This window comes from Micromonospora sp. NPDC005324 (genome assembly GCF_040607155.1).
GTDB classification, from domain to species: domain Bacteria; phylum Actinomycetota; class Actinomycetes; order Mycobacteriales; family Micromonosporaceae; genus Micromonospora; species Micromonospora trifolii.
Genome location: NZ_JBEXGE010000044.1, coordinates 35,315 through 52,297, shown reverse-complemented (window position 1 = coordinate 52,297; position 16,983 = coordinate 35,315). Strand labels below are relative to the sequence as shown.

The following is a 16,983-nucleotide window of genomic DNA, read 5'->3' as shown; positions in this document are numbered from 1 at the left end:
TCTCTAACGGATGGGCACGGTGGCGGTCACCGTGGCCTGGTCGATGTCGGTCGTTCGGGCGGTGATCTTCAGTTGCCACTCGCCGGCGGTCGGCAGGCTGATGTCGCCGTAGGCGTGACTGTCCGTCAACCGCAGCAACGGCACCTCGATCGGCTCGATCCCGGCCGAGGGCAGCGCTACTGTCGCCTTCCACTCCGCCACCAGCAGTGGCTGATTGGCCTTGTCGTACGCGTACAGGTGCACCGAGTTGTTGCCCCGCTCGGCGGGGCTCACCTCGACCTCGACGGACAGGAGCGGGCTGGAGAGCCTGGTGCTGAAGAGGCCGGCCTCGGCCCCGGCCGACGGGGCGGCGCCGGCGGTGCGCGCGGGCGTGGTCTGCACGAGCGTGGCGGACACGGCCAGCACCACCACTGTGACGGCCAACTCCACCAGGACCGCCCGGCGCACCGGCACCGGGCGTTGCGCCGCGACGCGGCTGCGCACCAACTTCCGGGAGTACGCGGCCACGGCGATGACCAGCGCGAACAACCCGATCTTGGCGAGCAGCAGGCGCCCGTACGTGGTGTCGAAGAGCGCCTGCAGGGTGGCCACCTCGATCAGCGCCTGAACGGTGCCGGCCAGCAGCAGCGCCGAGACGGCGAGCGCCGCCCAGCGCGACCAGATCGGCAGGATCGCGCCCAACTCCCGCTCGTCGGCCTGGCGCAGCAGGAAGACGGCGAGCATGAGCAGACCACCCAGCCAGACCGCCATGCTGCCCAGGTGGACCGCGTCGACCACCACGGAGACCGCCGGCGCCGGGGAGGCCGCCGGGTGCCCGGCCAGCGGCCAGGTCAGCAGGGCTGCCCCGCCGAGCACGGCCAGAATGATCGCGTCGGCGCGGCCGGCGGGCCGGGCCAGCAGCGGGCGGAGCAGGAAGACGGACGCCGCCAGCAGGCCGAGTCGGACCAGGTGGGCGGCGCCGAAGGCGCTGCCGAACACACTGCCGAACCCCTCGCCGGTGACGTCGAAGAGACCACCGCCGGCCGTGTAGGGCACCTGCAACCACAGGTCGGCGAGGGTGGCGACGGCCACCAGACCGAGGCCGGTCCAGGCCAGCCGGGTCGGCCCCCGCCGGGAGAGCCGTCGCGGCCAGAGCGCGGCGAGCACCAGCGCCGGCCCCACCAGGAGCACCAGACCGGCGTAGCCGAGGAAGCGGGCCACCTTCACCGCCGTCTCCACCACCGGGTTGGCGCGGCTGTCAGTGCCGGAGTCGACGGGTGGGGTCGAGGGTGCGCCGACCGAGTAGGTGAACGCCCCGGAGACCGGATGGCTGTCGGCGGAGATCACCCGGAAGCTGACCAGGTAGGTGCCGCGGGCGCCAGCGGGGTCCACCGGGATGGTCACCACGCCGCCGCTGAACGACGGTTCGCCCCGGTCGGCCCGGGAACCGTCCGGCGCGATGATCCGGATCTTGCCGGGCACCTTGCGGACCGACTCGCTGAAGGTGAGGACCACCTCGGACGGCCCGCTCGGCACGATGGAGGCGGCGGCCGGGCTGCTGCTCTCCAGCACCGCGTGGGCGCTGGCGGAGGTAGCTGGCGCGATCAACAAGGCGACGACGGTGACCAGGAGGCCGGCGGCTGCGGCCAGCCTGGCGGCCCAGCGGCGGGGGGCGACAGTCATGCCGGCCATGGTCGCCGATGGGTGTCCCCTCCGGCGACCCGAGGGGGGTGGGGGCGAAGGTGGTCGCACGTCATGAACTGGTAGTCGGCCCGGGTCGGGGAAAAGTTCCGAACGTGGCGCAGACCATCCAAGTGCCGAACGACCCTGACGCGCCGCCGACTGCCGCGTAACCTGATGTGTCGTGATCCCTGTCCCGCGTGACCCCGGTGCCGCCGGTCCGGCAGACCCGGTCGACGAGGTCGCCCGGGACCCGGCAACCGAGTGGGCGCTGACCGCCCGCGACGGTGACCCCACCGCCCAGGCGGCGTTCGTCCGGCTGACCCAGGCCGAGGTGTGGCGGTTCGCCGCCGCCCTGGTCGACCCGGACAGCGCCGACGACCTGACCCAGGAGACCTACCTGCGGGCGTTTCGGGCACTCCCCGCCTTCGAGGGTCGCTCCAGCGTCCGTACCTGGCTGCTCGGCATCGCCCGCCGGGCCTGCGCCGACCACCTGCGCACCGTCATCAGGCGTCGGCGGCTCGACGAGCGCCTGGCGGCTCACGCGTACACCGACCGGCCGCACCCGGACCCGGCCGGCCAGTTCGGCGCCGCCGACCTGGTCCGCCGCCTCGGCCCCGAGCGGCGCTCCGCGTTCGTGCTCACCCAACTGCTCGGCCTGTCGTACGCCGAGGCCGCCGCCGTCGAAGGGGTGCCGGTGGGCACCATCCGGTCCCGGGTCGCCCGTGCCCGGGACGACCTGGTCGAGGCGGTCGGCGACGCCCTGACCGGCTGAACGGGGAACTTCCGGCGCGGACGGGACGACAAATGAGCGTGACAGCACCTTCCACCCGGGACGGCCGTTGGCCAGTGGTCCGCCCGTGGCTCGGCATCGCGGCCCGACTCGGCCTCGCTGCCGTCTGGTTGGTCGCCGGCGCGTCGAAGGTCAGCGATCTCGCCGCCTCCGGGCGGGCTGTCAACGCGTACCAGGTGATGCCGTACGACGTGGCGACAGTGATCGGCGCGGCCCTGCCCTTCGTCGAGTTGGCGTTGGGCGTGCTGCTGCTGCTCGGGCTGGCCACCCGGCTCGTCGCCGGGGTGTCCGCCGCGCTGCTGGTGGTCTTCATCGTGGGGATCGCCTCGGCCTGGGCGCGTGGGCTGGCCATCGACTGCGGCTGCTTCGGCAGCGGCGGGCAGCTGGCGGCGGGGCAGGCACCCAGTTACCTCCCGGAGATCCTCCGGGACCTGGGATTCTTGGTTCTGGCTGGATTTCTGCTGATCTGGCCGCGTACGCCGGTATCGGTGGACGGGTGGTTGTCCGGCGAACCCGTTGTGGAGGACGAGGATGAGTAGTCGCAAGGGGCAGCGGGACGCCGCCCGGGTGGTCCGTGAGCAGTTGGCCCGCGAGCGGCGCCGCCGCCGCACGATCTGGGTCTCCGCCGCCGCTGTCCTCGTCCTGGTCATCGCCGGCGGCATCGGTTGGGCCGTCTGGTCCAACCAGCGCTCCGACACCTTCACCACCCCACCCGGCGCCAACGCGGCCGGCACCGGCATCGTCACCGGCGGCGGGCCGGTCACCGTCGACGTCTACGAGGACTTCCTCTGCCCGGCCTGCAAGCAGTTCGAGCAGACCAGCGGGTCGACGCTCGAACAGTTGGTGGCCGAGAACAAGGCGAAGGTCGTCTACCACCCGGTCGCGTTCCTCAACCGTTTCTCCACCACCGAGTACTCCACCCGCTCCTCGGCCGCCTCCGGCTGCGCTGCGGCGGGCGGCAAATACCACGAGTACACCAAGGCGCTCTTCGCCCAGCAGCCGCCGGAGGGCAGCGCCGGGCTCACCGACGACCAGCTCATCGACATCGGCACCAGCGTGGGCCTCGACCGGGGCTCCTTCGGCGGCTGCGTGAAGGACGAGACGTACCGGACCTGGACCGAACACGTCACCGACGACGCCGGCCGGAGCAACGTCACCGGCACGCCGACCGTCAAGGTCAACGGTCAAGCCGTCGAGAACCCCACCCCGGACGCTCTCACCGCAGCCGTGGCGGCGGCCGGCAAGTGATCCGTACCCTGCTGGGCCGCGCCGGCCTGGTCGCCGCCGCAGCCGGCCTGGCGACAGTGACCAGCGCGGCGCCCGCCGCCGCGCACGGCGCGGACGCGCCGGACGGCACCGACTACCGCACCCGGACCACAGGGGTCGCACCGGCGCGGCCAGGGCTCGAGGTACGCGTCATCGAGGCGGGCGCCCGACTGGAGCTGACCAACCGCACCGGCCGCGCCGTCGAGGTCATCGGCTACTCCGGTGAGCCGTATTTGCGCGTCGGCCCGGACGGGGTCTTCGAGAACAGCAACTCCCCCGCCACGTACCTGAACCGCACCATCTCCGGAGACACCGCGCTCCCGGCCGAGGCCGACCCGGCCGCCGCACCATCCTGGCGGCGGATCGACGACGGCACCACAGCGCGCTGGCACGACCAACGCGCGCTGTGGCAGGAGTCGGCGCCACCGACAGCGGTACGCGCCGCGCCGGACCGCGAGCACCGGGTCCGGGACTGGACCATCCCACTGCGCGTCGGCACCGACCCGGTGGCGATCGGCGGCACGCTGGACTGGGTCCCGCCGCCGGACGCGTACACCTGGTGGGCGGTGAGCATCGTGGGGCTGCTCGCCGTGGGCGCGCTCGGCCTGTTCGCCGCCACCGCCCCGGCCGGCGCCCGCGCGCTGTCCGCGCTCGGCGCGCTGCTGATCGTCGGCGGCGCGCTGGCCGTCGGGTACCCGGTGGGACGGGAGCTGGACGCGGGCGCCCAGGGCGCGGGCGGGGTGCTGGTCGGGCTGCTCTCCGGGCAGATCTGGTCCCTGCTCACCGGCGTCGGCGCGATCGCCGCCGGCTGGTACGCGCTGAGCCGCCGCCCGGCCGCCGACTTCGTGGTCGCGCTGGCCGGGGCCTGCCTGGCGCTCTTCGCCGGAGCGTCGAACGCCGCCGTGTTCACCCGCGCCATCGCCCCGGTGCCCTGGTCGCCCGCGGCCGCCCGGGTGATGGTGGCGCTCTTCCTGATCACCGGCGCCGGCGCGACAGCCGCCGGCATCCTGCGCCTACACGCCACCTCCCGCACCACCGCAACAGCAATCCCAACCCCCTAACCCGCGCCCCGCCCTGCCCTGCCCCGCGCTGCCCTGCCCTGCCCTGCCCTGCCCGCGTCGATCTTGCACTTTGGGTTGGCCATATGCGGCTTTCACCCCAAAGGCGGGACAGAAAGCGCAAGATCGGCGGGGCGCGGGCGGGCGGGGTGGGGTGGGGTGGGGGGCTAGGGCTGCGGGGTGAAGCCTCGGGGGAGTTCCAGGCGATGTTTCGCCAGCAGCTCGGCGTCGTTGAGCAGGGTGGTGGTGGGGGCGTCCGCGACGATCCGGCCGTTGTCCAGGATCACCGAGCGTTCGCACAGCTCCGCCGCGTACGGCAGGTCGTGCGTGACCATCAGCAGGGTCACCGGCAGGCCGCGCAGGATCTCGGCGAGTTCCCGACGGGCCGCCGGGTCCAGGTTCGACGACGGCTCGTCGAGCACCAGGATCTCCGGGTGCATGGCGAGCACTGTGGCCACCGCCACCCGGCGGCGCTGCCCGAACGACAGGTGCTGCGGGGCCCGGCCCCGGTGCTCACTCATCCTTACCGCGGCGAGCGCCTCGTCCACCCGGGCGGCCAACTCGGCCCCGCGCAGACCCAGGTTCGCCGGCCCGAACGCCACGTCCTCCGCCACCGTGGGCAGGAACAACTGGTCGTCCGGGTCCTGGAAGACGATGCCCACCCGGCGGCGCACCTCGGCCAGGGTGGCCCGATCCGGGGTGACCGTCAGCCCGCCGACGCTCACGCTGCCCTCGGTCGGCGTGAGAATGCCGTTGAGGTGCAGCACCAGCGTGGTCTTGCCGGCCCCGTTGGGCCCGAGCAGCGCCACCCGGTCGCCGCGCGGCACGTTCAGGTCGACCCCCTGAAGGGCGACGTGCCCGTCCGGGTACGCGTAACGAACACCCCGAACGTCCAGCGAGACAGCGGTCTGCACGACACCGATCATGACAGCACGACGGCGGTGGCGGCGATGGAGGCCGCCAACACCGGCACGGTCGCCGCGACCAGCCACTGACCCGCGCTCGCCGCACCCTCGCCCTGCCACACGGCGGGCATCCGCCCGGTGTAGCCCCGCGACAGCATCGCCAGATAGACCCGCTCGCCGCGCTCGAAGGCACGCAGGAACAACGCCCCGATCCCGGCGGCGAAGCCGCGCAACTGCCACAGGAAACGCGGGTCGTCACCCCGGGAGATCCGGGCCACCCGCATCCGCCGCGCCTCGCCGACCAGCACGTCGAGGTAGCGCAGCATGAACGTGGCGATCTGGGTGAGCACCTGCGGGCAGCGCAGCCGGTCCAGCCCCACGATCAGGTCCCGGGTGGTGGTGGTCGCGGCGAGCAGCAGCGAGGCGAGCACCCCCAGGGTGCCCTTGGCCAGGATGTTCCACGCGCCGTGCAGCCCGTCCTCGGACAGCCGCAGGCCCAGCACCTCGACCCGGTCGCCGCTGCCGAGGAACGGTAGGGCGACGGCGAACACCACGAACGGCAGCTCGATCATCGCTCGGCTGAGCAACCACCGCGGCCCCACCCGGGCCAGCGCCGCGACCACCGCCACCAGCACGGCGTACGCGCCGAAGGCCCAGAACGCCTCTCGTGGGGTGGCCACCACGGCGAGGGTGAAGACCACCATCGCCACGATCTTGACCTCGGGCGGGAGCCGGTGCACCGGCGAGTCCGACTCGCGGTACAGCACGTGCCCGTGACCGGCTCCCATCCGCGTACCCCTGCTCAGCTGGCCGCGTCGGCGCGGCGCCGGACGTCGCCGGACGTCGCGGGGTCGCCCTCGGTGGGCGTCGCCGCGTCAGCGTCGGTCGGCGTGCCGCCGCGACGGCGCAGCAGCCAGAAGCCGCCGGCACCGACCGCGAAGGTGACCAGCACCCCGAGCACCCCGGCGAGGCCGGTCGAGACGAAGCTGTTCTCCACCCCGCGCACCCCGTAGTCGGCGAGCGGGCCGTCGGCCAGCTCGTGATCCCGGGACTGCTGGGCCGGGCAACTGCCGCCGACGATGTTGTCGTCGGCGTCGACGGTGCAGCCCTTGAGCAGGGACGAGTCCAGCCCGTCCGGGTGCGACGAGGCGTAGTTGCTCACCACACCGGCGAGCAGCAGGGCGACCAGCAGACCGCCGGCCAGGAAGGCCCAGGAGCGGTTCTTCATCGGACACCTCCAGCGACCGGGACGGCGGGGGCGGCAGGCGCGCGCAGGGAACGCAGCGCGTACACCAGGTCGGGACGTACCTTCGCGACGGTGAGCACAGTGGTCGCGGTGATCAGGCCCTCGCCGATACCGATCAGCAGGTGGACGCCGGCCATCGTGCCGGCCAGGCCACCCAGGTTGCTGCCCAGGTCGGTGGTGCCGCCCAGCCAGTACTGCAGGACGAAGCCCTGCGACGCCACCACCACACTGATCGTCGCGGCGACGAACGCGGTCACGGCCAGACCGGCCCGCGTGCGGGGCAGCACCCGCAGCAGCAGCGCGATCAGCGCGTACGCCGCGGCGGTGCCGAGCAATGCCATGTTCGTGATGTTGAGGCCGAGCATCGCCACGCCGCCGTCGCCGAAGACCAGCGCCTGCACCACCAGCACCACGGACACGCAGAGCGCGCCGACCCACGGTCCGACAAGCATGGCGGCGAGCGCGCCACCGAGCAGGTGGCCACTCACGCCGGCCGTGAAGATCGGGAAGTTGAGCATCTGGACGGCAAAGATGAACGCCGCCACCAGGCCGGCCATCGGAGCCAAGCGGTCGTCCAGGTCACGCCGACCGCGCAGGACGCAGACAGTCAGCGCGGCAAGTGCGAGCGCAGCGAAGATCGCTGCCACGGGACCGTCGATGATCCCGTTCGAGATGTGCATCGCCAGTGTTTCCACGCGACCTCCCACGCGTCAGCGGACCCGAGCGGGTCGGCGTGCGTCAGCCTATTTCCCAAGCATCGTTGTTGCCATACTCTGGCAACAACGCATGGGCTTGATCACTTCAGGCCAGCCCCCGCCAGCCCATCGGTGCTCGGCCGATCGGCGGCACGGCGGTAGGGTCGGGGCCATGACCTCGCCCGACCGCCTCTCCCCCGGTGACCCCGCGCCCGAGTTCACCCTCGCCACCGACACCGGCGACCAGCTCTCCCTCGCCGACCTGCGAGGTCGCAAGGTCGTCCTGTACGCCTACCCGGCCGCGATGACCCCCGGCTGCACCAAGCAGGCCTGCGACTTCCGCGACTCACTCGCCTCACTCCAGGCCGCCGGCTACGAGGTCGTCGGCATCTCCCCGGACAAGCCGGAGAAGCTGGCGAAGTTCCGCGAGCGCGACGCCATCACCTTCCCGCTGGTGTCGGACCCGGACAAGGCGGTGCTGATCGCCTACGGCGCGTACGGCGAGAAGCAGCTCTACGGCAAGACCGTCACCGGCGTGATCCGCTCGACGTTCGTGATCGACGCCGACGGCAAGGTCGAGCGGGCGCTCTACAACGTCAAGGCCACCGGACACGTCGCCAAGCTCCGCCGCGACCTCGGCCTGGACTGATCTGTCGTACCGGTTCGTTACGGTCCGTCAGTGGTTCGATACAAGTACACGCCCGAAGCGCTGGCTGCCGCTGCCGCCGTCGCCCGCAACATCACCGAAGTGATGCGGTTGCTGGGCGTACGCGTCAGCGGTGGCTCGCACGCGCACATCAGCCGACAGCTCAAGCGGTTCGGCATCGACACGTCGCATTTCACTGGTCAGGCACACAATCGAGGCGTGCGTTGGCGGCGCATGTCCCCCACGGAGTTGCTGATAGTGCTGCCGGCCGGTTCTCGCCGCATCCCGGGGATGCGCCTCAGACGCGCCCTGGCGACGATCGGCCTGCCCGAGACCTGCGAGGTGTGCGGCACCGGGTCAACGTGGCAAGGTGCCAGACTGACGCTGCACGTGGACCACATCAATGGCGACTTTCTCGACAACCGGCCGCGCAACCTTCGTCTGCTCTGCCCTAATTGTCACAGCCAGACCTCTACGTACGCTGGTCAGCGACGGCCTGCACTCGTGGAGCCCGAAGTGGTCTACGATCCTGATGCGGTTACTCCGACCGGCTTCCCCATAGGCAGGCGACTGCCGCGTCGGCTGGAGTGGCCGTGGACGTTGGTGGAGTACAGCTTCAAGGGGCCGTAGCCCAACGGCAGGAGGCATGCGGTTTAGGTCCGCACCAGTGCGGGTTCGAATCCCGTCGGCCCCACATGCCATCGAGTGGCGACGAATCCTGGCTCGGCCGGAGCCAGGATCGGTTGTCGGGCGCGTCACTGTCGCGGGCCGTGGGCCTGGTCGTTGGGTCAGGATGGCGAGCGTGAGTCTGCGCTTCGTCCTCGACCCTGACCTGACCCCGCAGCTGCGTGCCGAGATCGTCGACCTCTGGGTTGCCGTCAGCAACGCCGGCGGGGCTGTCGGTTTCGTGCCACCGGTCACCGCCACCGACGTGCACGTCACCGCCGATCCGACTTTCGCCGGCATCGCCGACGGACCGGACCGGCTGCTGGTCGGCTACTCCGGGGACCGGCTGGCGGCAATGCTGATCTTCAGTGACAACCGTTTTCCGCTCACGGCGCACTGGTGCACGGTGATGCGGGTGATGGTCCACCCGGACACCCAGGGCACCGGCTACGGCTCGGCGCTGATGGTGGAGGCAGCCCGGCTGGGCAGGGCGTTGGGCCACGAGGCGCTGCACGTCACGGTGCGCGACGGGCTGGGGTTGGACAAGTTCTACGGCCGCCTCGGGTATCGGGAGGTCGGCCGGCTACCGGGTGCGTTGCGGGTCGCCCCCGATGACGACCGGGACGAGATTCTGATGTGGCTCGATCTGACGGTTGCCGACTGAGCGGTCAGCCCTCGCACCACCTGGCGTTGGCCCGGGCCGAACTGGTGGTCGGCGCGTCGGTGGCCGGAGCGCTCGTCCTCGCCACCTCGACCGAGCGACGGGTCGGCGTCGGCGTGACGGCGGGCCGGTTGTTCGGTGGTCGGGTCGACGCGGACGGACGACGTGGGGCCGCCCCGCCGCCGGGTGCGTACATCCGGACCGTGCTGTTCTGCACCTGTCCCGGCGCCATCCGGATGCCGCCGACGGTGACCCGGTTGCCGTACACGTCGGTGACGCGGAGGTTGAACGGGCCCGGCCCGGCGCCGGAGGCGATCAGCCAGTAGTTGTAGTCCTGCCGGGCGGCCGACTGCCAGGGGTCGCTGTCACGCTGCCGGACCTCGACGGAGCGCAGCGGGTTGCCGTGGTTGCCGACGCGGACGGCGAACCACCACTGCGACGCGCCCTCCTTGATCCGGAAGGTGAGTGGTCCGGGAAGCGGCGGGTTGACCACCGCGCGGTAGGTGACCGGAACGAGGCCCTGGACCGGGTCGGCGATCCGGGCGAACGCCTCGCGGGACAGGTCGAGGTGGCCGGGCTCGCACTCCGGGCACTGGTCCATGATGAGCACCCGGACGGTGCCCTTGGGGCCGACGACGTCGAGGAATCCGCCGCAGGCGGCACCGGCGGAGTATTCCGTCGGGCCGAGCGCGACGTAGAGGCGGTTGGCCGGGGCAGCCGGGTTCGAGCAGTTGCCGCCGGCGCCCTTGGAGTCGTAGAAGGTGGCCTTGCCGGTGTGCGTGGCGGTGCCGGTGGGCGGCGCCGCGGCCAGCGTCCGGCCGCTGGCGCAGGCCGGGGTGGAGCCGGAGCGCAGGGTGAGGGTGAGCCCGAGCGTCGCCGCGAGGATGGTGACGCCGGTGGCGACCAGCCAGGGCTTCGCGCCGGACGACGGCGCGGGCCGGTCCTCTGGAGGATGGTCCAGGTCGATGTTGATGTCGACAGCACTTTCGTCCGTCACGACGGCGATGCTGCCGGACCCGGTCGGGTACCGACAAGCGGGCTAAGCCAAAGCTAAGACAGCATCGACGGACGGTGACCGTGGGGTGCCGATTGCTGGTCGGCGGTCCGGTCAGGGCGCGATGACGATCGGGGCGTCCACCGCCAGGGGTCCACTGTCGAGCGGCACCAGGTTCAGTCCGAAGAGGAGTTTCTGCTTGACGTTGCGGTGCCGCCCGAGGGTGCGCAGCGGCTCCTTGGTGCGTACCCCGGTCTCCTGGTCGGTGGTGGTCACCACGCAGCGCTCGCTCGGCCCGGCGGCCTGGAACGCCCGGTCGCCGATGCGCAGCGGCCGACCGACCCAGTCGTCCTCGGCCCAGGCCGGCGCACCGTCGACGACCAGGTTGGGTCGGAAGCGGGTCATCGGAACCGGCTCCTCCCCCGCTTCGGCCAGCCAGTCGTTGAGGGCGCCGAGGGAGGCGGCGTTCGCCAGCAGCACCGGGTAGGCGTCGGCGAAACTGACCTGGTCACCGGTGTCGTGTTCGCGGGTGCCGGCGGCCACGTGGCGGGTCGGCTGGGCCAGCCAGACCAGTCGGACCGGTCGGCCGAGCAGGGCGCCGAGCCAGTCGTCGGCCGCCTGGCCGGCCGGCAGCGCGGGGACCGGGAAGGTCCGGCTGCGGAAGGTGCGCACCGCGACCGGTTCGCCGCCGGCCGGCTCGGGCACGTCGAGGTCGGGTTGCCCGTCGGCGCGCAGCGAGAGACCCCCGGGGCGCACGGAGGCGCGCAGGCCGACGAGCCGGGTCGTCTCCCGCTGGGTGACGCCGACCCCGTCGGCGTTCACGACCATCCAGCGCCGGTCGCCGGCCAGGCCCCAGGGGTGCACGAACGCGCCGTCGTGGTCGAGCCGGTGACAACCCTTGACGGGGTACGTGGAAATCGAGGTCAGCCGCACCCGGCTACCATGCCACGCCGATCCCGTCGCCGGGGTACCAGTGGTTGGCCGGGCTCTCCCGGTAGGCGAGGAACCGCCGGCCGGTGCGTTCGGCCTGTTCGGCGAGCACGTTGGTGCTGGTGACGTTGTCGGTGAGCAGGATCGCGCCGGGGGCGAGCTTGGGCTCCACGGCGTCGAACTCGCGCTTCTCGTGGGCGCGGCTGTGGTCGCTGTCGTGCAGGAACAGGTCGACCGGGCGGTCCAGCGCGCCGATCGAGGCGATCGAGTCGCCGATCACCAGGTCGACGACCTCCGACCACGGCGCGACCCGGGCGAGGTAGCCGGCCTCGGGGTTGATGTCCAGCGAGGTGACCCGTCCCGGGTGCCCCTCCTGGGCGTTGCGCAGCAGGGCGGACGCGAGGACGCAGGTGCCCAACCCCTTGTCCACGCCGGTTTCCACGATGTGCGTGGGGCGGGTGGCACGGACGATCGCGTACCAGCCGACGCGTCGGGCATAGCGGACGTTCTTGTCGGCGAGACCACGGCGGGCTGCGGTGGCGGTGGCCTGCTCGATGTGGTGCCGCAGCACGTCGTCGGACTCGATTTCGGCGACGTAGCCACGGACCTGCTGGACCGGGATGTCGCAGACGACGCTGACGAACCAGGTCAGGTGGTGGCGACTGAGCTTCGTCAGCTCGTACGTGTAGTTGTGATGCTCACGGGAGGTGACCAACCACCGCGCCGAGGCGCGTAGCACCTTGGCGTCGTGGCGGGCGACCCGGGCGAGCCGCTTGGGGAATGCGGCGACGGGTGCGAGCGGGGTACGGGCGATGGCTCGGCGCAGCTGCGTGGCGTCCACCGCTGCTTCATACCAGGTTCGGGCAATCGTTTGCGGGGAAAAGTCTTTTGGTCAAGATGTGCAGCCAGATGGACCAGACACGGGTACGTGAGCGTAACCCGCAATCAGTAGCATCGCGGCATGCAGTATCGCCAGGAGTACGTGGAACCCCAGACCCAGTTCATTGAAGCGCAGCCGCTGCCCGAGCCGACTGAGGAGCAGCCCCGGTCGCGGCGTCGCCGCCCTCGTTGGCAGAAGGTCGCACTCATCACCTTTCTGGTGGTGGCGTTGCTCGGCGGTGGCGGTCTGATCGCAGGCGGGCTCTACTTCCGGTCGATCAATTCGGGGATCGAACGTGTCGACGCCTTCGACGGCGTACCGGAGGCCGACCGCCCGCAGGTGGTGGAGAACGCCGAAGGCGCGATCAACATCATGCTCCTCGGCAGCGACTCACGCGATCCGGAGAGTGACTCCGGCTCCCGCACCGACACGATCATCCTGGCCCACCTTCCGAAGGACCGGTCCAGCGCTCAGCTCATCTCGATCCCCCGGGACACCTGGGTCAGCGTGCCGAAGTCAGCGAGCGGCCGAGGTGGTCGGGACGCGAAGATCAACGCCTCGTTCGCGTGGGGTGGCGTTCCGCTGATGGTGCAGACGGTGGAGAAGTTCACCGGCGTACGCGTCGACCACGTGACGATGGTCGACTTCGCAGGCTTCAAGGAGGTCGTCGACGCGCTGGGCGGCATCGACGTGACAGTGGAGGACAGCTTCACCACCCTTTACGGGCTGAACGGCCGCCGGACCTTCAACGCCGGCCCACAGAAGATGGACGGGGCGGCCGCGCTCGACTACGCACGCGAACGCCATGCCTTCGCCGACGGCGACTTCGCGCGTATCCGGCACCAGCAGCAGGTGATCAAAGCGATCCTGGACAAGGCGGCGTCGGGCGGGACGCTCGCCAACCCGGCCAAGCTGAACTCCTTCCTCAAGGCGACGGCGGACGCGGTCGCCGTGGACAAGTCCCTGAATCTGCTGGGCCTCGCATCCGAGCTCCGCGATCTGCGCAGCGGCAACCTGACGTTCCTCACCTGCCCCGTAACGGGGACCGGCCGGATCGGCACCGAGAGCGTGGTCTTGGCCGACAAGCAGAAGGCCGCCCGAGTCTTCGAAGCGGTCCGCAGCGACAACGTTCCGGGGATCTTGTCCGCCGCAAAGTAGGAACAGGAACTGCCTTGCCGGCCATGGTGGCGCACCTCGGTCAATCGTAAGGTTCTGTCGCCCTTCGGGTCGGAATGCGTAACCGAGGGCGTTCACGGGGGAGGTCCACAAGTGTCAGGCCATCCGGCAACGAGCCATCCGTCCACACCACCAATCAGCGGACGACAATTTGATCTGTCGGGCGACGGGGACCGCCTCTACAACGGGGCACCACCCGTTCCTCAAGCTCGCGAGCCGGAGGTTCAGGCAAAGGCTCAGTCGGAGGTGGCCGGCCTGAGCACCACCGCCGTGCTGCCGTACGCCAGGTCCCGCACCTCGTCGCGGTTGCGGTGGATGCGGGCCTGGATGATGGTCGCGCCTGTCGACGCCGTCGCGCTGCTCGCTCCGCTGCTGCTGAGCCAGAACCACTGGCGCGGGACCATCGCCAACGCCGCCCTGACGGTGGCCCTCTTCGCAGCCGGCGGCCTGTACCGGCCACGCCGGCACGTGAGCATCCTCGACGAACTGCCGAGCCTCTGTGGGCGATTGCTGGCCGCCGCCTCGGTGGTGGCCATCATCGCGGCGGAGCGTCACGCCTCGGTGACCTACGTGGGCGGATTCATGCGGAGCGTCGCGCTGTCAGCGCTCTTCGTGATCCTTGGACGCGCGGCCAGCAGGGCCTTCACAGTCCTGTCCCGCAAGCGTAGGTGGGCGGAACACAACGCGATCATCGTCGGCGGCGGACCAGTCGGTCTCGAACTCGCACGGCTGCTGCGCCGCTATCCTCAGTACGGCCTGCGATTCGTCGGCTGCGTTGACGCCCCGTCCCGACAGGACAACGAGGTCCTTCCTCTGAGCGGGACGCTGACGGACCTCGAACACCTCATACGGCTGGCAGAGTGCGAAGTCCTGATCATCGCTGACCCGGACTGCCACGAGTCCACGCTCATGGAAACGCTTCTGCAACCCCGCAGCTCACGCTGTGATCTCTGGGCCGTGCCGCGCTTGTGGGGATCACGCTCCCACAACGGCTACCCCGACCACATCGGCGCGTTCCCGATCGTCAAAATCGGTGACATCTCGCTGACGGGCCCACGGTGGGCCATCAAGCGGGCGTCCGACATGCTGTTCGCCGCGATCGCCATCATCCTGTTGAGCCCGGTGCTGCTTCTCTGCGCCATTGCCACGTTCATCGATGGTGGCCGGGGAATCTTCTTCCACCAGGAGCGAATCGGCCGGTACGGCAAGCCGTTCAAGGTCATCAAGTTTCGGTCGATGCGTCCCGTGAACGAGCAGGAGTCCCAAACCAACTGGTCGATCGCGCATGACCGGCGGGTCGGTCCGATCGGCCGATTCATGCGCCGAACGTCACTGGACGAGCTGCCCCAGCTGTGGAACATCCTGCGCGGCGACATGAGCGTGGTCGGGCCGCGGCCGGAGCGGCCGTACTTTGTGGAGAAGTTCTCCGCCGAGTACCCAGACTACGCGGCACGCCACCGCGTTCCCGTCGGGCTGACCGGGCTCGCGCAGGTCAGCGGATTGCGGGGCGATACTCCGATCTCTGACCGGGCGCGGTTCGACAACTACTACATCGAGAACTGGTCGCTGTGGCTGGACGTCAAAGTGGTGCTCCGCACGGTCTCGGAGGTCTTCCGGGCTGGGGGTCGGTGACCGCTTCTGCGTCAACCGGCAGCTTGTCGGGCTGGACACCGGCACCTGCTCGCCGAGCAGCACAGCGGACCGGCGCCGACGAAGATCTGACCGCTGAGTCAGGAAAGTGAATTGTCTCGCCGGCTCTGGCGGCGTCGCTTACCAACCCATATTCTGCGATCGCATATTGTGCGACAGCAGGCCGGTGGGCTGTCACGGGGAGGATGAACCATGTAACGCCAACCGGCGGCAGTCGCTCGACTGCGCCGCGCCCCGACTCGACGAAGCACGGCGGCACGCGGCGGGGCGACAACATGACACATCCGGGACGAGGGGATGCTTGCTGCCGCAGCAGGCGCGGGCTCCCCGTATGGATGATGACTGCGCCCACCGACCTCGTCGCGCCGCTTCGAGAATCACCAGATCGAGAACTGGTCGCTGTGGCTGGACACCAAGGTGCTACGGCCGACGGTGGCGGAATTGTTTTGTGGTAGCTGTCGCTGAGGTCCCACCGATCGGGCTGGGTCCGGCCGCTGCATCACGAGGTACCGAACGATAGGGAGTTAAAGGTGATGTTCGAGGGCGTCTCCCCCATGATCCGGAAGGTGCCTGCACAGCACCTGCAAGGTGGCGAGGCCTTGTGAGTACTACCGCCGGGCACACACCTGACGCCGGGCAGCACGAAGGACTCCCCGTTCTTGCCGGCTCGTCCGTGGCACTCGTTCACGAATGGTTCGGAGTTACCGGTGGCTCAGAGAAGGTCTTCAGGCAGATTGTCGACCTCGTCCCTCACGGGGAACGGTTCGTGCTGTGGAAGGACCGCGGCGTCGAGGAGCCGAACCTCCGGGAATCATGGCTGGCTCGGAGTCCGATACGGCACAGCAAGGCCATGGCGCTTCCCCTCATGCCGTTGACCTGGCGGACGCTCACTCGTGAGCGGTTCGACGTGGTCATCTCGTCCAGCCATGCCTTCGCGCACACAGTGAAGCTGGGGCCGCCTGAGACGACGCGGCATCTCAGCTACATCCATGCCCCGGCTCGTTACATCTGGAGCCCCTCCTTCGACGGCCGGGGCTCAAGCCCCCTGCTCGCCCTACCACGGCGCGCGCTCCAGGCCATCGATGTGCGGTTCAGTCGACACGTACACAGCTACGCGGCGAACTCCCGTGAGGTGCAGGCCCGGATCCGCCACTACTGGCGACGGGACGCGGTTGTGGTCAACCCGCCGGTGGATGTCGACTTCTTCTCATCCGCTCCCGCTGCGGACCAGGCCCAGTCACGGGACTACCTGCTCGGCGTCGGCCGGTGGATTCCGTACAAGAAGTTCGATCTCATCATCGAGATCGCCGAGGCCGCCGGGCTGCCGGTCGTGATCGCGGGCTCAGGGCCCGAGGAGGCCAACCTTCGACGCCTCGCGGAGCGCGTCCGCATTCCCGTCACCATTGAGGTCATGCCGAGCAAGGAACGACTGCGGCAGCTCTACTGGGGCGCGAAGGCCTTACTGTTCCCCGTTCACGAGGATTTCGGCATCATTCCAGTCGAAGCGCAGGCATGCGGCACGCCGGTCATCGGTATCAACCGCGGCGGGTTGCTGGAGACGGTCGTCGACGGCGAGACCGGCTTTCTCATCGAATCCACCGCCCCGGACAGGTTCGCCGCGTTGACAGCCCGCCTGGGAGAGCTACACGAGGATCGGATCAGGGCCAACGCCTCGACATTCTCCGAGGCGGCGTTCGCCACGAAGTTCTCCGCATGGGTATCAGATGCCGTCGCCTGAGCCAACCGTGGTGACGTCCC

General features: G+C 70.3%; 19 protein-coding genes and 1 tRNA gene. 11 read left to right on the top strand and 9 right to left on the bottom strand.

The genetic code is table 11. The features are described 5' to 3' along the window. Positions 1 to 3 precede the first annotated feature (3 nt). Positions 4 to 1,671 carry a copper resistance protein CopC gene (locus ABZS40_RS31500; protein WP_354947603.1) on the bottom strand — a complete coding sequence of 556 codons (1,668 nt, stop codon included), beginning with the start codon at positions 1,669 to 1,671 and terminating at the stop codon, positions 4 to 6. Positions 1,672 to 1,843: 172 nt separating this feature from the next. On the opposite strand from ABZS40_RS31500, the gene ABZS40_RS31495 reads away from it, so the two are divergent. The 4 genes from ABZS40_RS31495 to ABZS40_RS31480 are packed head-to-tail and all read left to right on the top strand — an operon-like array spanning position 1,844 to position 4,779. After that, complete coding sequence (locus ABZS40_RS31495) at positions 1,844 to 2,434, top strand: sigma-70 family RNA polymerase sigma factor (RefSeq protein ID WP_354947601.1); 591 nt, start codon at positions 1,844 to 1,846, stop codon at positions 2,432 to 2,434. Between the two features lie 32 nt (positions 2,435 to 2,466). Beyond that, positions 2,467 to 2,991 carry a MauE/DoxX family redox-associated membrane protein gene (locus ABZS40_RS31490; protein WP_354947599.1) on the top strand — a complete coding sequence of 175 codons (525 nt, stop codon included), beginning with the start codon at positions 2,467 to 2,469 and terminating at the stop codon, positions 2,989 to 2,991. Continuing rightward, positions 2,984 to 3,700, top strand: a complete 717-nt coding sequence (locus tag ABZS40_RS31485; RefSeq protein WP_354947597.1) for a thioredoxin domain-containing protein — start codon at positions 2,984 to 2,986, stop codon at positions 3,698 to 3,700. The genes ABZS40_RS31490 and ABZS40_RS31485 overlap by 8 nt, the downstream gene beginning before the upstream one ends. After that, positions 3,697 to 4,779, top strand: a complete 1,083-nt coding sequence (locus tag ABZS40_RS31480) for a hypothetical protein (RefSeq protein ID WP_354947595.1) — start codon at positions 3,697 to 3,699, stop codon at positions 4,777 to 4,779. The genes ABZS40_RS31485 and ABZS40_RS31480 overlap by 4 nt, the downstream gene beginning before the upstream one ends. 164 nt (positions 4,780 to 4,943) lie before the next feature. Here the strand turns inward: ABZS40_RS31480 and ABZS40_RS31475 are convergent, their stop codons facing one another. The 4 genes from ABZS40_RS31475 to ABZS40_RS31460 are packed head-to-tail and all read right to left on the bottom strand — an operon-like array spanning position 4,944 to position 7,622. Further along, positions 4,944 to 5,702, bottom strand: coding sequence for an ABC transporter ATP-binding protein (locus ABZS40_RS31475; RefSeq protein ID WP_354947593.1), 759 nt, complete (start codon positions 5,700 to 5,702; stop codon positions 4,944 to 4,946). Continuing rightward, on the bottom strand, positions 5,699 to 6,469 hold the full coding sequence (gene cbiQ / locus ABZS40_RS31470) for a cobalt ECF transporter T component CbiQ (RefSeq protein WP_354947591.1): 771 nt from the start codon (positions 6,467 to 6,469) through the stop codon (positions 5,699 to 5,701). The genes ABZS40_RS31475 and cbiQ overlap by 4 nt, the downstream gene beginning before the upstream one ends. Before the next feature lie 14 nt (positions 6,470 to 6,483). Then, on the bottom strand, positions 6,484 to 6,909 hold the full coding sequence (locus tag ABZS40_RS31465) for a PDGLE domain-containing protein (RefSeq protein ID WP_354947589.1): 426 nt from the start codon (positions 6,907 to 6,909) through the stop codon (positions 6,484 to 6,486). Further along, a complete protein-coding gene (locus ABZS40_RS31460; protein ID WP_354947587.1) occupies positions 6,906 to 7,622 on the bottom strand; it encodes an energy-coupling factor ABC transporter permease in 717 nt (238 codons plus the stop codon). Before ABZS40_RS31460 ends, ABZS40_RS31465 begins: the two co-directional genes overlap by 4 nt. A 172-nt stretch (positions 7,623 to 7,794) precedes the next feature. Here ABZS40_RS31460 and bcp point away from each other — a divergent pair, with 172 nt between their 5' ends. The 4 genes from bcp to ABZS40_RS31440 all read left to right on the top strand — a co-directional run bounded on the left by bcp (position 7,795) and on the right by ABZS40_RS31440 (position 9,598). After that, positions 7,795 to 8,271, top strand: coding sequence for a thioredoxin-dependent thiol peroxidase (gene bcp / locus ABZS40_RS31455; protein WP_354947585.1), 477 nt, complete (start codon positions 7,795 to 7,797; stop codon positions 8,269 to 8,271). A gap of 30 nt (positions 8,272 to 8,301) precedes the next feature. Continuing rightward, on the top strand, positions 8,302 to 8,898 hold the full coding sequence (locus tag ABZS40_RS31450) for an HNH endonuclease (RefSeq protein ID WP_354947583.1): 597 nt from the start codon (positions 8,302 to 8,304) through the stop codon (positions 8,896 to 8,898). Continuing rightward, a tRNA-Leu gene (locus ABZS40_RS31445) sits at positions 8,889 to 8,962 on the top strand. Before ABZS40_RS31450 ends, ABZS40_RS31445 begins: the two co-directional genes overlap by 10 nt. 108 nt (positions 8,963 to 9,070) lie before the next feature. After that, positions 9,071 to 9,598 (top strand): GNAT family N-acetyltransferase, encoded by a 528-nt coding sequence (locus ABZS40_RS31440; RefSeq protein WP_354947581.1) that lies wholly within the window; start codon positions 9,071 to 9,073, stop codon positions 9,596 to 9,598. A 4-nt stretch (positions 9,599 to 9,602) separates the two neighbouring features. Here the strand turns inward: ABZS40_RS31440 and ABZS40_RS31435 are convergent, their stop codons facing one another. From ABZS40_RS31435 to ABZS40_RS31425, 3 genes are all read right to left on the bottom strand, one after another. Then, the gene (locus ABZS40_RS31435) at positions 9,603 to 10,592 is read right to left on the bottom strand and encodes an expansin EXLX1 family cellulose-binding protein (protein ID WP_354947579.1); all 990 of its coding nucleotides are present in this window, start codon (positions 10,590 to 10,592) and stop codon (positions 9,603 to 9,605) included. A gap of 111 nt (positions 10,593 to 10,703) precedes the next feature. Then, positions 10,704 to 11,522 carry an MOSC N-terminal beta barrel domain-containing protein gene (locus ABZS40_RS31430; RefSeq protein WP_354947577.1) on the bottom strand — a complete coding sequence of 273 codons (819 nt, stop codon included), beginning with the start codon at positions 11,520 to 11,522 and terminating at the stop codon, positions 10,704 to 10,706. Positions 11,523 to 11,526: 4 nt separating this feature from the next. Then, positions 11,527 to 12,360: a class I SAM-dependent methyltransferase gene (locus tag ABZS40_RS31425; protein WP_354947576.1), complete on the bottom strand. Its 834-nt coding sequence runs from the start codon at positions 12,358 to 12,360 to the stop codon at positions 11,527 to 11,529. 120 nt (positions 12,361 to 12,480) lie between these two features. Here ABZS40_RS31425 and ABZS40_RS31420 point away from each other — a divergent pair, with 120 nt between their 5' ends. After that, complete coding sequence (locus tag ABZS40_RS31420) at positions 12,481 to 13,557, top strand: LCP family protein (protein WP_354947574.1); 1,077 nt, start codon at positions 12,481 to 12,483, stop codon at positions 13,555 to 13,557. A gap of 254 nt (positions 13,558 to 13,811) precedes the next feature. Here ABZS40_RS31420 and ABZS40_RS31415 read toward each other — a convergent pair whose 3' ends face one another. Next, on the bottom strand, positions 13,812 to 13,979 hold the full coding sequence (locus tag ABZS40_RS31415) for a hypothetical protein (RefSeq protein WP_354947627.1): 168 nt from the start codon (positions 13,977 to 13,979) through the stop codon (positions 13,812 to 13,814). On the opposite strand from ABZS40_RS31415, the gene ABZS40_RS31410 reads away from it, so the two are divergent. Next, complete coding sequence (locus tag ABZS40_RS31410; protein ID WP_354947625.1) at positions 13,903 to 15,207, top strand: sugar transferase; 1,305 nt, start codon at positions 13,903 to 13,905, stop codon at positions 15,205 to 15,207. The genes ABZS40_RS31415 and ABZS40_RS31410 overlap by 77 nt on opposite strands. Before the next feature lie 691 nt (positions 15,208 to 15,898). Beyond that, positions 15,899 to 16,963, top strand: a complete 1,065-nt coding sequence (locus ABZS40_RS31405) for a glycosyltransferase (protein ID WP_354947572.1) — start codon at positions 15,899 to 15,901, stop codon at positions 16,961 to 16,963. Positions 16,964 to 16,983: the final 20 nt, after the last annotated feature.